Consider the following 14,753-nt stretch of genomic DNA (forward strand, 5'->3'; position numbering starts at 1 on the left):
TCCTCTGGAGCGGGGGGACGAGCAGGGGACGGCGGGCCGGCGGGTGGCGGCGATGGCAGCGGATGGCAGCCCGACAGCCCGGTCCGGCACCGTCCGGGGGTGGGGACGGGCACAACCCGGGGGGCTGCGGCGGGATCTTGAGGGTGCCGATCATAACCAGCCACACCGCAGATGCGGAGAGGTATCTTCCGTGGCCGAATCGTGCTACCGGCAGCGATGGGTCTCAAGCCGGAGACCGGATCGGAATCCATTCGCGATGTCCCCGACACCGCGCGCGCCGATGACCGGAACGGCGAGATGCGCGCGTGTCGATCGGCCCGGGGCACCCCGGGCCCTGAGGGGCCGTCGAAGAGGCCCCTTCGTCGAAGAGCGCCCTCGGGCGCGCGCCCCGGACACCGGGCCGCGCGCCGTCTGCTCTTACCGCGCCGGCGCGGTGACCCGCCGGCGCGTCATGAGGACCGGGGCGAGTGCCCCGCTGTCGTCAGGCCCCCTTCGGCGTCAGGCGCAGCGAGATCGAGTTGATGCAGTACCGCTGGTCCGTCGGCGTGGGGTAGCCCTCGCCCTCGAAGACGTGGCCCAGGTGGGACCCGCACGTCGCGCAGCGGACCTCGGTACGGATCATGCCGTGCGAGGTGTCGGCGACCAGCTCGACCGCGTCGGTGTCCTTCGGGTCGTAGAACGACGGCCAGCCGCAGTGCGACTCGAACTTCTCCGAGGAGCGGAACAGCTCCGCCCCGCAGCCCCGGCAGGAGTAGACGCCCTCCGTCTTGGTGTCCGTGTACTCACCGCGGAAGGCCGGCTCGGTGCCCGCGAGGCGCAGCACCTGGTATTCGGACGGCGTCAGCTCCGCCTGCCACTGCTCGTCCGTCTTCTCGACCTCGTACGCCATGACGTTCCCGCTCCCTCAGTCCGACAGCCGGGCCAGGATCCGGGGCCCCAGATCCGTGACGTCGCCCGCTCCCATGGTGAGAACGAGATCGCCGGGCTTGGCCATTCCCGCGATGACGTCGGCGACGGCGTCCTTGGAGTGCTCGGCGCTCACATCGGCGCCCGCGGCCCGGGCGGCGGCGATGATCAGCTCGCTGGTGACACCGGGGATCGGGTCCTCGCGGGCCGGGTAGATGTCCAGGACCACGGAGGCGTCGGCGAGGGCGAGGGCCTGGCCCATCTCCTTGCCGAGCTCCTGGGTGCGGGAGAAGAGGTGCGGCTGGAAGACGACCAGGATCCGGGAGTCCCCGGCGGCGCCGCGGATGGCCTCCAGGTCGGCGGTCATCTCGGTCGGGTGGTGCGCGTAGGAGTCGATGACCTGGACGCCGGCGGCCTCGCCCTTGAGCTGGAGGCGGCGCTTGACGCCGGTGTACTTGCCGAGGGCGGAGGCCAGGTTGTGGGCCGGGATGCCGAGGGCCACGCCCGCGGCGAGGGCGGCGACCGCGTTGTGCGCGTAGTGCCGGCCGGGGACGGAGACGGTGAAGGTGAGCATCCGGCCGTCCAGGACGACCGTGACCTCGCTGGTCAGGCCGCGCGGGGTGATCTTGGTGATCCGGACGTCGGCCTCGGGCTCCTCGCCGTACGTGACGACCTCGAGGCCCTGGCGGCCGGCGACCCGGCGGGCGATCTCGGCCGCGCCCTCCTGGCCGTGGGCGACGACCAGGGTGCCACCGGGCACGACCTTGGAGACGAAGGTCTCGAAGGACTCGTAGATCTCCTCGATCGACGCGTAGTTCGCGTGGTGGTCGAGCTCCGCGTTGAGGATGATCGCGACCTGCGGGGTGTACTTGTGGAAGGTGCGGTCGCTTTCGTCCGCCTCCGCCACGAAGATGTCGCCCTCGCCGTGGTGGGCGTTGGAGCCGGGGGCGTCCAGGTCGCCGCCGATGGCGTACGAGGGGTCCAGGCCCAGGGCCGACAGGGACACCGCGAGCATCGAGGTGGTCGTGGTCTTGCCGTGCGTACCGGCGACGGCGATCGGGCGCAGCCCGTCCATCAGCGCGGCCAGGGCGTCGGAGCGGTGGACGACGGGGATGCCCAGCTCGGCGGCGCGCGCCAGCTCGGGGTTGTCCGCGCGGATGGCGCTGGAGACGACCACGCAGGTGGCGTCGGCGGCGAGGTGGCCGGCGGCGTGCCCGATGTGGACCGTGACGCCGTGGGCGCGCAGCGCCTGGGCGGTCTCGGAGTCACGGGAGTCGCTGCCGGCCACCTGCGCGCCGCGCTGGGCGAGGATCTTCGCGATGCCGGACATGCCGGCGCCGCCGATGCCGATGAAGTGGGGCCGTTCCATGGCGGTCGGCAGGCCGGGCTTCATTCAGGTCGCTCCAGGATCGAGTGCGGTGTGTGTGCGTCGGGCTCTGACGGACCCAAGCCTATTCGTTGTGGGCGAAGAGCTTGAGCACCGGAACGCCGACCTTGTGCCGGGCCCGGGAGGCCCAGTCCCGGTGGAAGAACTCCTCCACGAAGTGCGGGGCGGTCAGGACGATCACCTCGTCGGCGTTCGTCTCGTCCACCACGGCCTTCAGCTTGTCGAGCGGGTGGTCCTCCACGATCTGGCCGACGGCCCGGGCGCCCTTCTGCCGCAGGGCGTTCAGGGAGTGCGCGAGCGCCTGTGCGGCGGGGCCGCGCGCGGCCTCTCCCGCGGGTTCCTCGCCCTCGCGGATGGCCTCGGGGAGTTCACCGAGCGCTACGTCGTCGATGGCGCGCAGCAGTCGGTCCTGGTCGCCCCTGGGTTGCATGAGGACGACGAAGGAGACCTGGTCGTCTCCGTGCAGGGTGGTGACGAAGTCCACGTCCACCGTGGTCAGCGGCTGCTCGATCATCAATACGCTCGTGAACACGGACGCCCTCTCCTTCATGGGCCGAGGCCGGGTGGCCGACCCCTGCGGAAACCATCCTGCCCCGCTCTCGCACGGGGCCTGCGGAGGTATATGTGCCCAGTGGAAGCTAAGCGGAACGACAAATTCCGCGACCTTGTCAGATCCGACGGTAGCTCGTGAACAGGAAGCCGGCCTCTTCCAGGACACCGGCTGCCGCGAGGCGGTGCGGAACCGTGACAGAGGGCCCACCGGAGATCCGCTGCGCGTCTCCCGCCGTGAGCGTCGGCGAGATCGTCAGGCACAGCTCGTCCAGGACGTCGGCGGCCACGAACTGGCCCAGCAGCCGGGGCCCGCCCTCGGTGAGCTGGCGGCGCAGCCCCCGCTCCGCGAGCTCCCGTACGACCCGGACGGGATCCGCGCCGGCGCCCTCGCCCGCGACGACGACCTCGGCCCCGGCCTTGACGGCCTCGGCCACCCGGCCGGCGGGCGCGGCGGCCCCGGTGACCACCAGGGTCGGCACGAGCGGGGAGGTGAACAGGGGGAGCGAGAAGTCCAGGTCCAGGCTCGCCGTGACCACCGCGATGGCCGGGGCGGGCCCCTGTCCGGCGGCCTCGCGCCGGGCGGCGAAGGCCTCCCGGGCCCGGGCCGGGCGGTAGCCCTCCTGGCGAACCGTTTCGGCGCCGACGACCACGACATCGGCCAGGGCCCGCAGCGTGCCGAAGATCCGCATGTCGGTCTCGCCGGAGATCGGATGCGAACGGCCTTCGTGCTGGGCGGCCCCGTCGAGAGTGGAAACCATGTTCGCCCGCAGCCAGTGCGCGTCCGGCCCGAGCGGCGGGTAGGCGTAGGCCTCGGCGAGCTCGTCCAGCGACCACTCGCGGTCGGCCGGATCCTGCGGCGAGGCTGATGTCTGATCGGTCACAGGGAGCAGGCGTCGCATCGGTGCAGTCTGCCACGCCCCGTAGAGTTAAGAGCTGTGTCAACATCACTCACCGCCTCCGGACGGCCCCCGATAGCCGACGACGCGGGCCCTCAGGCCCTGTGCGCCCGTGAGCCGCGGGTGCCCGCCGAACGGCTGGTCGCCGAGATGGTGCCGCCGCCGCGTTTCGACTCGGTGCGCTTCGACACGTACAACCCGGACCCGACCCAGCCCAGCCAGGCCGAGGCCGTCACCGTGCTCAGCGGCTTCGCGGCCGGCCTGGGCGGGGCGCACGCCTCCGGAGCCGGCAAGCGGCGCTGGTTCGCGAGGACCCCGAAGAACCCGGCCGCCGCGGCCCCGCGCGGGGTCTACCTCGACGGCGGCTACGGCGTCGGCAAGACCCACCTGCTCGCCTCCCTGTGGCACGCCACCCCGGCCGAGCCCGCCCTGAAGGCCTTCGGCACCTTCGTGGAGCTGACCAACCTGGTCGGCGCGCTCGGCTTCCAGCAGACGGTCCAGACCCTCGGCGGGCACCGCCTCCTGTGCATCGACGAGTTCGAACTGGACGACCCGGGCGACACCGTCCTCGTCTCCTCGCTGCTCAGCCGCCTGGTCGAGCAGGGCGTGGCGCTGGCCGCCACCTCCAACACGCTGCCCGGCAAGCTCGGCGAGGGCCGCTTCGCCGCCGCCGACTTCCTGCGGGAGATCCAGGGGCTGTCGGCGCACTTCCGGCCGCTGCGGATCGACGGCCAGGACTACCGCCACCGCGGCCTGCCCGAGGCCCCGGCGCCGTTCTCGGACGAGCAGGTCGCCAAGGCCGCGTACGCGACCCCGGGCGCGAGCCTGGACGACTTCCCGGGACTGCTGGAACACCTGGCCCGCGTCCACCCGAGCCGCTACGGCGCGCTGACGGACGGGCTGTCGGCCGTCTGCCTGACCGACGTCGGCCCGGTGCCGGACCAGTCGACGGCGCTGCGGCTGGTGGTGCTGGCCGACCGGCTGTACGACCGGGAGATACCCGTCCTGGCCTCCGGGGTCGCCTTCGACCGCCTGTTCAGTGAAGAGATGCTGGCCGGCGGTTATCGGAAGAAGTACTTCCGCGCCATATCGCGGCTCACCGCCCTGGCGCGCGACGCGAAACCCCTGGTGTCCCAGTAGGTTTGGGGAGCCGGGCCCTTCCGGGGACCCGGTCGTTCCCAACATCTGCGAAGGGATCCACCATGGCCGCCACACGCACCGCACACGCCGTCTGGGAAGGCGACCTGCTCAAGGGCAAGGGCGTCGTCAGTCTCGACTCGTCCGGCATCGGCAGCTACCCGGTCTCCTGGCCCGCGCGTACGGACAAGGAGGCGAACGGGCGGACCAGCCCGGAGGAGCTGATCGCCGCGGCGCACTCCAGCTGCTTCAACATGGCGTTCTCGAACGGCCTGGCGAAGGCAGGCAATGCGCCGGCGAAGCTGACCACGACGGCCGCCGTGACGTTCGAGCCGGGGAAGGGGATCACCGGGATCCACCTCACGACCGAGGGTGAGGTGCCGGGCATGGACGCCGACGCGTTTGCCGCCGCGGCCGAGGACGCGAAGAAGAACTGCCCGGTCAGCCAGGCCCTGACGGGCACGACCATCACGCTGAGCGCCAAGCTCGTCTGACCCGTTCCCGCTGCGCGGAGCCCCCTCCCCTCGGGGGGCGGCGGCTCCGCCGCGTGGCTCCGCGCCTCAATCGCCGGAGGGGCTGGGTTTGGCTGCTGCCGTCCGTCCATCCGTCCGGCCCGGCCGGGGCGCTGGGCCGGTGGTGGGAACGGTCGGCGGGTGGGGGCGGCTCAGGGGGTGCGGCGTGGTATCACGGGCCGGTTACATCTCCGCCCCCGCCGGGAGTTGCCGATGTCCGTGTCCCGACGCAGCCTGCTCGCCGCCGGCGGGATCGCCTTCACCGGGGCGCTCGGCGCCCTGTTCACCGGCCGGGCCGGAGCCATGCGGCAGAGCCGCGGCTACGGGCCGCTGCTGCCCGATCCGCGCGGGCTGCTCGACCTGCCGGCCGGGTTCTCGTACCGGGTGCTGTCACGGGCGGGCGAGCCGCTCCGCTCCGGCGAGGGCACCGTTCCCGCCAACTGCGACGGCATGGCCGCCTTCGGCGCGGGCCGCGGCCGCGTACGGCTGGTCCGCAACCACGAGAACCGGACCACGGCCGCCCTGCGCGTGCCCGCCGTAGAGGGGCTCACCTACGATCCGCAGGCCCTGGGCGGCTGCACCGCCCTGGAGCTCGACGCCTCCGGCGCGGTCACCGGCGAGCGGGTCGCCCTCGCCGGTACCGCCGTCAACTGCGCGGGCGGCCGCACCCCGTGGAACACCTGGCTGAGCTGCGAGGAGACCGAGGACCGCGCGGGCACCTCCGGCTACACCAAGGACCACGGCTACGTCTTCGAGGTGGACCCCGCCGACCCGCACCGCTCGGGCGCGGTCCCGCTCACCGCCATGGGCCGCTTCGCCCACGAGGCCGTCGCCGTGGACCCGTACCGCGGGATCGTCTACGAGACCGAGGACGCCTTCATCGAGCCCTTCGGGCTGTTCTACCGGTTCCTGCCGGCGCGTCCCCTCGGCGGCCTCGGCTCCCTGCGCGCCGGGGGCTCCCTGGAGGCCCTGCGCGTACCGGGCATCGCGGACCTGTCGGTGGTGGACGAGCCCGGGGCCGAGTTCCCGGTGGAATGGGTCCCCGTGCCGGACCCGTCCGCGGCCGGCACCGCCATCCGCTTCCAGGACTTCGGGCCGGGCGGGATCACCCACGCCCAGAAACTGGAGGGCTGCTACTGGGGCGGCCACGGCGTCCACTTCGTCTCCAGCTACGCCCGCACCCGCGAGGGCGCCGGCGCCGACCACCACGGGCAGGTGTGGTTCTACGACCCGCTGCGCGCCCGGCTCCGGCTGGACGTCCTCTTCGGTCCGGCGGCGGACGTCAGGCTGCCCGGCGACTCCCCCGACAACATCTGCCTGGCCCCCGACGGTGGCCTGATGGTCTGCGAGGACGGCGGCGGGGCGCAGTACGTGTTCGGTGTGACGGCCGACGGCGAGGTCTACCCGGTGGCCCGCAACGCCGACGACATCGGGCCCTCCGGCGCGCCGGAGTGGGGGGAGTTCGCCGGGGTCACCTTCTCCCCCGACGGCCGGACGATGTACGTCAACGCCTATGCCCCGGGGACCACGTTCGCGGTGACCGGCCCCTGGCACTGATCTCGCGGTTCCGTTCGATTTGGTGCACGATCGAACGGAATCGACGGGATGGGGTTGAGCGAGGTGCCCAAGAAGACCAAGGACAAGGACAACGGCAAGGGCGGGGGCAGTGGCAAGGGACGTGGGGAGGCCGCCGAGGTCCCGGCCCTGAGCCCGCTGCTGCGCGTCCCCGCAGGGGACCGGCTCGACCTCCGCCGCTTCGACCCCGCCGGCATCCCCGCCGGCCCCGCCGACAAGGCGGCCGGGCTCGCGGCCACCGCCGCGATGGCGGGAAGGCTCGCCTCCCTCCAGGAGCGGCTCTACGCGGCGAGCACCGCCGGCGACCGGCGCCGGGTCCTGCTGGTCCTCCAGGGCATGGACACGAGCGGCAAGGGCGGCACCGTCAAGCACGTGATCGGCCAGTTCAACCCCTCCGGCTGCCGCATCAAGGCCTTCAAGGCGCCCACGCCCGAGGAGCGGGAGCATTCCTTCCTCTGGCGCATCAAGAAGGCCCTGCCCCAGCCGGGTGAGATCGGCATCTTCGACCGCTCGCACTACGAGGACGTCCTCGTCGCCCGCGTGCGCGAACTGGTGCCGCGCAGCCGGCTGGGCCGCCGCTATTCCCGGATCAACCGCTTCGAGAAGTCCCTCGCGGACGACGGCGTGAGCATCGTGAAGGTCTTCCTCCACATCAGCTACGAGGAGCAGCGGGCGCGGCTCCTGGCGCGGCTGGACAACCCCGACAAGCACTGGAAGTTCGACGAGGGCGACCTCGCCGAGCGCGCCGTGTGGCCCGCCTACCAGGAGGCCTACGAGCTCGCGCTGGAGCGCTGCTCCACCGACGCCGCGCCCTGGTTCATCGTCCCCGCGGACCGCAAGTGGTACCGCAACTGGGCGATCAGCACCCTGCTCCTGGAGCACCTGGAGGCCATCGGGCCCCGCTATCCGCAGGCCGACTTCGACGTCGAGGAGTGCCGCAGGCGCCTGCTGGCGGGCTGAGTTCCGCCGGCTGCCGGCGGTCCGGAGGGACTGGGGTCGGGAACGGCCGCTCGCCCGCTTGGCCGTCTGTCGCGTAAGGCTTCTTATCGGTTAGTCATATAGTTTGCGTGCGTGACCATTTCCGTACGAAAAGCAGCAGCCGCAGCCGTCACGGCAGCGCTGGTGGGCACCCTCGCCGGCTGCGGGGGCGGCGCCGGTACGTCGGCCGGGGGCGGCCAGGCCCGCATGGGCACCCCCGCGGCCACCCCCTCCGTCCCCGCCTCCGGTGCGCCGCTCGCGGCCGGGGCCGAACCGTCCTCGTCGGCCGCCCCGCAGGGCGGCGCGCCGCACAAGGCCCCGACCCTGGCGCCCGGTCCGAACGGGCTGACCCCGGTCTTCGAGCGGACGAAGCAGCAGAGCGACAAGACCGTCGCGCTGACCTTCGACGCCGACATGACCTCCGACCAGGGGCCGCGCGCCGCGGACGGGGAGCACTTCGACAACCCCCAGCTGATCTCGGCCCTGCGCACCCTGAAGGTGCCCTCGACGATCTTCATGACGGGCCGCTGGGCCGAGGAGTACCCGGACCAGGCGAAGTCCATCGGCACCGACTCGAACTTCGAGATCGCGAATCACTCGTACAGCCACCACGCCTTCAAGTCGCCCTGCTACGGGCTGCCCGCGCTCGACGGCGCCGCCGCCCGCGCCGACGTGGACCGGGCCTTCGACGCCTTCCGGAAGGCCGGCGCGGTCAACACCGTCCCGTACTTCCGCTTCCCGGGCGGCTGTTACGACGACCAGGCGCTGCGGGCCCTGTCCACGGCCAAGGTCACGGCCGTCCAGTGGGACGTGGTCAGCGGGGACGCCTTCGCGAAGGACCCGGACGCGGTGGCCGAGCAGGTGCTGGCCGGGGTGAAGCCCGGCTCGGTGGTGGTCATGCACTGCACGCGCAGCGCCGCCCCCGTCACCGAAGAGGCCATCCGGAAGATCGTCCCGGAGCTCCGCAAGCGCGGCTACCGCTTCGTGAAGGTCTCCGAGCTGATCGGCAAGTAGCGCGGAGGACCGCCTCAGCCGGAGCAGGCCGTGCGCTGCGCGTCCTGCCATTCGCACACCGGGCACAGCACCACGCCCGGGGTGGCGACCCCGTACTCGGTGGGTTTGCCGCACTCCAGGCAGTCGGCGTACGGCGGGCCGGGCACCCGCCCCTCCGGGGCTGCCGGTGCGGGGCAGTACGACTCGGTCCGGTCCGGCTCGTCCATGCGTACCAGCGTACTGGGCCGCCTAACCCCGCCGCGCGGCGGCGAGGCAGGCCGCCGTGCCCGCCCCCGCAGCCAGCAGCAGTGCGCCCGCCAGGGGGACGAGCGGCAGCGGTACCGTCCCCGAGCGGGCCGCCGTGACCAGGGCGGACACCGCGGCGCGGGCCGGGGAGAACGCGAGCACCCAGGCGAGGAGGGAGCCGAGGGTGCCGGCCAGGACGGCGTGGCCCCGGCGCCGGACCAACGGGCGGCTGCACAGGGCGCCCACGGCCGCGCCGGTCAGTGCGCAGGCCGCCACCGCGACCGCCCCGGCGAGGGCGGCCGCGCCGGGGTCGGCGCCGGCCCGGTCGCCGGTCAGCAGCGCCACGGCGGCTGCCGCGGCTCCGGCGGCCAGGGCCCCGGCCAGGGCGGTGAGCAGGGACGCCGCGTGCACCCGTACGGGACCGGCGGCCGCGGCCGTGCAGTCGCGGGCCGCGTCGGGTTCGCCGGTCACGCAGATCCGGACCAGCCAGGCGGTGACCGGGACGAGGCCGGCGGCCGCGAAGCCGAGGGAGTCCGGCATCGGGTCGCCCGGCCGGATGCCGGCGCCCACGAAGGCGGCGTACACGATCAGGGGCGCCAGCCATCGCTGGGAGCGCAGGAGCAGGGCGCCCTGGTAGCGGAGCAGGGCGGTCACGGGAGTTCCTCCACGGTGCGGATGTGCCAGGGCGGCCGGGCGGTGAGCAGTTCGCGCAGGACCTCGTCGGAGCGGTCGGCGTCCACGGTGAGCAGTACTCCCCCGCCCGGGGCGGGCGCGGCGGCCGCGAGGCCCGGCGGAAGTGCCCGGCCGGGCGGGCCGGCGGCGTGGATCCGTACGCGCGCCCCGGCCGTGCCGGACACCGCTACGAGTGCCCCGCCCTCGACCCGGTAGTGGGCGTCGGCGGCGCCCGCGAGCCGCCTCGGGTCGTGGTCCACGAACACCACGGTGCCCCCGGCGGCGGTGCGTTCGGCGACGGCGCGGTCCAGTTCCGCCCGGGCGGGCGTGTCCAGGCCGGTCCACGCCTCGTCGAGGACGAGCAGCCCCGGTTCGGCGAGCAGGGCCTGGGCGACGGCCACCTTCTGGCTGCTCCCCTTGGACAGTTCGGCCATGGGGGTGCGGGCGTACGCGGCGGCGCCGAACCGCTCCAGCCGGTCGGCCGCCCGGCGGGCCGCCTCGGCGCGCGGCAGCCCGTGCACCCGTCCCAGGTGGGTCAGGTAGGCGGCGGCGGTGAGCGGCAGTGCCGCCGGGAAGCGCTCGGGTACGTAGCCCGTGCGCGTCGGACGGCCGCTGACGCGGCCCTCGGTGGGGGCGTCGATTCCGGCGACGAGCCGCAGGAGGGTGGACTTGCCGCCGCCGTTGCCGCCTTCGACGCGGACGAGGGCGCCGCGCGGGAGCTCCAGCGTGATCCCGCGCAGCACCCAGGGCCGGCGCCGTCCGTAGCGGCGGCCCACTGCGGTCAGCTTCAGTGCGAGGCCGTCGTCTCGGTGAGCTCGCTCGGGCGCACGATGACGAAGCCCTCGCCGCGCAGGCTGAGCTGGACGGCCTCGCCGGAGCCGCCGCGGATCATCGAGCCGACCGACTGGGAGCGGTGCAGTCCGGTCTCCAGCTGGGCGCTCCAGCCGACGACCGCGTCCGTGTCCACGTAGACGGGGGACTGAGCGGTGACCGGGATGACGATCGGGTTGCCGTCGCAGACCACGGCGAGCTTGCCGGTGCCGGTGAAGAGGCTGTTGAAGAGGCCGCCGCCGGTCATGCCGGCGCCCTTCAGCATCTTGATCTCGTAGGAGAGGGTCGGGTCGAAGCAGAGCACGTTGCGGCCGTTGATGGTCAGCGCGTCGCCCGGCTCGAAGTCGATGATGAAGCAGTTGCCCCCCTGGTGGGCGAACCAGGCCTCGCCCTGCCCGCGTACGGACATGAGCGCCAGGCCCTCGCCGGTGACGGCGCGCTTGAGCATGCCGCCTATGCCCTGGCCCTTGCGCTCGAACTGGAGGTTTCCGCGGAAGGCGACCATCGAGCCCTGGCGGGCCAGCATCTCGCCGTTGACGGCGTACTTCACGGATTTGGCGTTCTGCAGGGTCATGCCGGGCGCGACGGCCGGCTGCGCCAGGTTCTCGGAGGCAAAAAGATCGCTCTTCATGGATCAGATACTCGCCCGGGGCGGGCACCCTCGGCATCATCCTCAAGGCGGAGCCTGGCATCCTTGGCCGGATGAGCAGCCGGAACACCGACGACACCACCGACGTACCCGCGGTCGGGGCGGACAGCCCCTTCCGGCAGGAGCACGTCCTGCGCGACGAAGCCCCGCAGTTCGTGCTGCCGTTGGTGGTGCGGATCGAGAAGACCGGGCCGCCCGCCCGGACGGACGCGCTGGAGACGGCGGCCCGCGCGGTGCTGGTCCTGCTGACCGACGAGCGGGCGCGCGGCGAGGGCGAGTGGGCCGAGGCGGTCCGGGACTGGCAGGACGCGCGGATCCGCAAGGTGGTCCGGCGGGCCCGCGGCGCGGAGTGGCGCAAGGCGGGCACCCTGCCGGGTGTCACGGTGCACGGTGAGACCTCGGAGGTACGGGTCTTCCCGCCGGTGCCGCTGGACGGCTGGCCCAAGGAGCTGGCGAAGCTCCAGGTGTCGGGTACCGATCTGGACGACCCGGAGCCGGTGGCCGCGGACGTGGAGCCGGGCGTGCCGGTGCTGTGGCTCAACCCGGGCCTCGGCATGTCGGCGGGCAAGGCGATGGCCCAGGCCGGTCACGCGGCGCAGCTGGCGTGGTGGGAGCTGACGGACGCGGAGCGGACCGCGTGGCAGGACTCCGGGTTCCGGCTGGCGGTACGGACGGCCGCGCGCGAGCGGTGGGCGCAGCTGAGCGGGAGCGGCCTGCCGGTGGTCCGGGACGCCGGCTTCACGGAGATCGCGCCGGGCAGCGCGACAGTGGTCGCCGACCACCCGGCCCTGCGGGCCCGGCTCTGAGCCGCGTCCTCGCGGAACCTCAAATGTTGCTCTGAACGTCCCTTCCCCGCGGTTGGCCGGACGCCGATGGGGTCATGACACCGGCACACGGTCCGATGGATGCGCGGAGAGGGGGCGAGGGGACATGAAGCCCATGGCACACCTGGGGGTGGGCATCGGCTGGCGGCCGGAGATCGCGGACGCCGTGGAGCGGCTGCCCGGCCTGGACTGGGTCGAGGTGGTGGCCGAGAACATCTGCCCGGGCCATCTGCCCGAGGCGCTGCTGAGGCTGCGCGAGCGCGGGACGCGCGTCGTGCCGCACGGGGTCTCGCTGGGACTCGGCGGCGCCGACCGGCCCGACCCGCAGAAGCTGGCGGCGCTGGGCGAGCGGGCGGTGGCACTGGGGGCGCCGCTGGTCACCGAGCACATCGCCTTCGTCCGCTCGTCGGCGGCCGTACGGCCCGTGCTGGAGGCGGGGCACCTGCTGCCGGTGCCGCGCACGCGGGACGCGCTGGACGTGCTGTGCGAGAACGTGCGGATCGCGCAGGACGCACTGCCGGTGCCGCTCGCGCTCGAGAACATCGCCGCGTTGTTCTCGTGGCCGGGCGAGGAGCTGACGGAGGGGCAGTTCCTGACGGAGCTGGTCGAGCGGACCGGCGTCCGGCTGCTCATCGACGTGGCCAATCTGCACACCAACCGCGTCAACCGGGGCGAGGACCCGGCCGCCGTCCTGGACGCGATCCCGCTGGAGGCGCTGGCGTACGTGCACGTGGCGGGCGGCGTGGAGCGGGGCGGGGTCTGGCACGACACGCACGCCCACCCGGTGCCGCCGGTGGTGCTCGACCTGCTCGCCGGACTCCGCTCCCGGGTGGACCCGCCGGGCGTGCTGCTGGAACGGGACGACGACTTCCCGCCGGAGGCGGAACTGGCGGCCGAACTGTCCGCGATCCGCGCGGTGGTCACGGCCGGCCCGCCGGCGGGGACCGGCGGTACGGGGGCCGCGGGCCGGGCCGGCACCGCGGCGCCTTCGGCGGCCCCCGGGGCGGGCATCGCCGAGGCGGGCATCCCCGAGGCGGACCCCACCGGGGCGGGCCTCGCCGAGGCGGGCGTCGCCGAGGCCGCTCGGACGCGGGTGGCGCTCGGGCAGGCCGCGCTGTTGTCGGCGCTGGTGGCCGGGACACCCGTGCCCGAGGGGTTCGACCGGCAGCGGATCGGGGTGCAGGCCCGGGCTCTGGCCGCCAAGCGGGCCGGAGTGGTGGCCAAGGTGGCCCCCGAGCTGCCGGGGATCCTGGGCGGCGCCGAGCCGTACCGCGCGGCCTTCCTCGCGTACGCCAAGGGCCGCCCCATGACCGGCGGGTACCGCCGCGACGCGCTGGACTTCGCCGAGCACCTGCTGATCCAGGACCTGCCGGCCGACCCGGCCGCCCGGCGCCGCCTCACCACCTGGTGGCGGGACCGGGCCGGGGCGCGGCCGCCGCGCCGGGTCGTGCGCTGGGCCCGGGCCCTCGTGGGGAGAGCCGCATGAACCTCCTCGCCCTCGCGATCTGGCTCGGCGCAGCCGTCTCCAGCGGCCTGCTGATCCGCGGCCTGCGCCGCTCCCGGCGCCCGTCGGCCGGTCCGGCTCCCGCCCTGCACGACCTGTCCGAGGCCGCGTTCATGGCGGGCGGCCCCGGCGCCGTCGTGGACACCGCGCTCGTCTCGATGCTCGGCGACGGCCGGCTCATGGTCGGCGGCCCCGGCATCGTCCGGGTACGCCCCGGGGCGCGCGCGTACGACCCCGCCGAGCGGGCCGTCCTGCAGGCCCACCGGGGCGCGCCCTCGGGCTGGCTCTACCAGGTCCGTTACGCCGCCATGATCGATCCGGCCGTACAGGAGACCGGGGACGCGCTGGCCGCCCGCGGGCTGCTCTCGCCGCCCGGGTGGGGCAGGACCTGGCGGCGCTGGGGGCTGATCCAGGCCGTCGTGTGCGGGATCCTGATCCCGGTGTCGGTGCCGCTCACCTTCGCGGCGTACGTCCTGCGGCCCGGGACGGACCAGGTGCCCTTCATCGTGAAGGTACTGCCCGCCTTGCTGGGCGGGCTCGTGGTGGGCCTGGTCTGCGCCGCCCGCGCCAAGGGCCGGCTAACCCCGGCGGGGATGCGGGCGCTGCGCGCGATCCGTTCCTCGTACGTCAACGACCGGACGGCGCACGTGCAGACGGCGCTGTTCGGGCTGCGCGGCCTGCGGGACCCGTTCCTGCGCGCCCAGCTGGTGCCCGCCGCGCGCGGCACCCGGCTGGCGGCGGCCCAGGCGGGATCCCGGCCGGGCTCCCGGCCGCACCCGTCGCACTCCTCGTACGGATCCTCCTCCGACGTCCTGCCGGTCCTGTGGTGCGCCTCGAGCGACGGCGGCGGCGCAGGCGGCTCCGGCTGTGGTTCCGGTTCGGGCTGCGGCTCGACGGGCATCAGCGGGTGCTCCGCCACGGGATCCGGCTGCGGTTCCTCCGGCAGCAGCTGCGCAAGCAGCAGCTCCAGTTGTTCGAGCAGCTCTTCCAGTTGCTCCAGCAGCAGTTCCAGTTGCAGCAGTTCGTCCGGTTCCAGCTGCTCCAGCAGCTCCTGACTGCCCATCACGGCCGCATCACAAGGTGCTCACACC

Annotated in this window: 16 protein-coding genes; 8 read left to right on the forward strand and 8 right to left on the reverse strand. The window is 73.8% G+C overall.

The annotated features are described in order from the left end of the window. Window positions 1-481 precede the first annotated feature (481 nt). The 4 genes from msrB to ACIP5M_RS13410 form a co-directional block, all read right to left on the reverse strand. Complete coding sequence (gene msrB, locus ACIP5M_RS13395; RefSeq protein WP_401195928.1) at window positions 482-889, reverse strand: peptide-methionine (R)-S-oxide reductase MsrB; 408 nt, start codon at window positions 887-889, stop codon at window positions 482-484. Between the two features lie 15 nt (window positions 890-904). After that, window positions 905-2,299 carry a UDP-N-acetylmuramate--L-alanine ligase gene (gene murC / locus ACIP5M_RS13400; RefSeq protein ID WP_401195931.1) on the reverse strand — a complete coding sequence of 465 codons (1,395 nt, stop codon included), beginning with the start codon at window positions 2,297-2,299 and terminating at the stop codon, window positions 905-907. A gap of 58 nt (window positions 2,300-2,357) precedes the next feature. Continuing rightward, the gene (locus ACIP5M_RS13405) at window positions 2,358-2,825 is read right to left on the reverse strand and encodes an indole-3-glycerol phosphate synthase (RefSeq protein ID WP_401195933.1); all 468 of its coding nucleotides are present in this window, start codon (window positions 2,823-2,825) and stop codon (window positions 2,358-2,360) included. A gap of 136 nt (window positions 2,826-2,961) precedes the next feature. Then, window positions 2,962-3,744 carry a pyrimidine reductase family protein gene (locus tag ACIP5M_RS13410; protein ID WP_401195935.1) on the reverse strand — a complete coding sequence of 261 codons (783 nt, stop codon included), beginning with the start codon at window positions 3,742-3,744 and terminating at the stop codon, window positions 2,962-2,964. Between the two features lie 36 nt (window positions 3,745-3,780). Between ACIP5M_RS13410 and zapE the strand changes: the two genes are divergently transcribed. The 5 genes from zapE (at window position 3,781) to ACIP5M_RS13435 (ending at window position 8,957) form a co-directional block, all read left to right on the forward strand. Beyond that, entirely contained in the window at window positions 3,781-4,881 is a 1,101-nt protein-coding gene (gene zapE / locus ACIP5M_RS13415; RefSeq protein WP_401195938.1) for a cell division protein ZapE, read from the forward strand. Window positions 4,882-4,943: 62 nt separating this feature from the next. After that, window positions 4,944-5,372 carry an OsmC family peroxiredoxin gene (locus tag ACIP5M_RS13420; RefSeq protein ID WP_401195940.1) on the forward strand — a complete coding sequence of 143 codons (429 nt, stop codon included), beginning with the start codon at window positions 4,944-4,946 and terminating at the stop codon, window positions 5,370-5,372. Between the two features lie 231 nt (window positions 5,373-5,603). Next, window positions 5,604-6,947 carry an alkaline phosphatase PhoX gene (locus ACIP5M_RS13425; RefSeq protein ID WP_401195942.1) on the forward strand — a complete coding sequence of 448 codons (1,344 nt, stop codon included), beginning with the start codon at window positions 5,604-5,606 and terminating at the stop codon, window positions 6,945-6,947. A gap of 48 nt (window positions 6,948-6,995) precedes the next feature. After that, the gene (locus tag ACIP5M_RS13430) at window positions 6,996-7,925 is read left to right on the forward strand and encodes a PPK2 family polyphosphate kinase (protein ID WP_401195944.1); all 930 of its coding nucleotides are present in this window, start codon (window positions 6,996-6,998) and stop codon (window positions 7,923-7,925) included. Between the two features lie 225 nt (window positions 7,926-8,150). Next, on the forward strand, window positions 8,151-8,957 hold the full coding sequence (locus tag ACIP5M_RS13435; protein ID WP_401196325.1) for a polysaccharide deacetylase family protein: 807 nt from the start codon (window positions 8,151-8,153) through the stop codon (window positions 8,955-8,957). 14 nt (window positions 8,958-8,971) lie between these two features. Here the strand turns inward: ACIP5M_RS13435 and ACIP5M_RS13440 are convergent, their stop codons facing one another. From ACIP5M_RS13440 to ACIP5M_RS13455, 4 genes are read right to left on the reverse strand one after another with little or no spacing between them, the layout of a single operon-like run. Then, window positions 8,972-9,163: a hypothetical protein gene (locus tag ACIP5M_RS13440; RefSeq protein WP_401195947.1), complete on the reverse strand. Its 192-nt coding sequence runs from the start codon at window positions 9,161-9,163 to the stop codon at window positions 8,972-8,974. 22 nt (window positions 9,164-9,185) lie between these two features. Next, the gene (locus ACIP5M_RS13445) at window positions 9,186-9,836 is read right to left on the reverse strand and encodes an ABC transporter (RefSeq protein ID WP_401195949.1); all 651 of its coding nucleotides are present in this window, start codon (window positions 9,834-9,836) and stop codon (window positions 9,186-9,188) included. Then, window positions 9,833-10,645 carry an ATP-binding cassette domain-containing protein gene (locus ACIP5M_RS13450; protein WP_401196328.1) on the reverse strand — a complete coding sequence of 271 codons (813 nt, stop codon included), beginning with the start codon at window positions 10,643-10,645 and terminating at the stop codon, window positions 9,833-9,835. The genes ACIP5M_RS13445 and ACIP5M_RS13450 overlap by 4 nt, the downstream gene beginning before the upstream one ends. Then, a complete protein-coding gene (locus tag ACIP5M_RS13455) occupies window positions 10,642-11,316 on the reverse strand; it encodes an AIM24 family protein (protein WP_401195950.1) in 675 nt (224 codons plus the stop codon). The genes ACIP5M_RS13450 and ACIP5M_RS13455 overlap by 4 nt, the downstream gene beginning before the upstream one ends. A gap of 71 nt (window positions 11,317-11,387) precedes the next feature. Here ACIP5M_RS13455 and ACIP5M_RS13460 point away from each other — a divergent pair, with 71 nt between their 5' ends. From ACIP5M_RS13460 to ACIP5M_RS13470, 3 genes are all read left to right on the forward strand, one after another. Beyond that, window positions 11,388-12,140: an aminoacyl-tRNA hydrolase gene (locus tag ACIP5M_RS13460; protein WP_401195953.1), complete on the forward strand. Its 753-nt coding sequence runs from the start codon at window positions 11,388-11,390 to the stop codon at window positions 12,138-12,140. A 124-nt stretch (window positions 12,141-12,264) separates the two neighbouring features. Next, a complete protein-coding gene (locus tag ACIP5M_RS13465; RefSeq protein WP_401195955.1) occupies window positions 12,265-13,644 on the forward strand; it encodes a DUF692 domain-containing protein in 1,380 nt (459 codons plus the stop codon). After that, window positions 13,641-14,717, forward strand: a complete 1,077-nt coding sequence (locus ACIP5M_RS13470; protein WP_401195957.1) for a TIGR04222 domain-containing membrane protein — start codon at window positions 13,641-13,643, stop codon at window positions 14,715-14,717. Before ACIP5M_RS13465 ends, ACIP5M_RS13470 begins: the two co-directional genes overlap by 4 nt. The last annotated feature ends 36 nt before the right edge of the window (window positions 14,718-14,753 follow it).

It is taken from the genome of Streptomyces sp. NPDC088762, from assembly GCF_044750905.1.
Classification (GTDB): Bacteria; Actinomycetota; Actinomycetes; order Streptomycetales; family Streptomycetaceae; genus Streptomyces.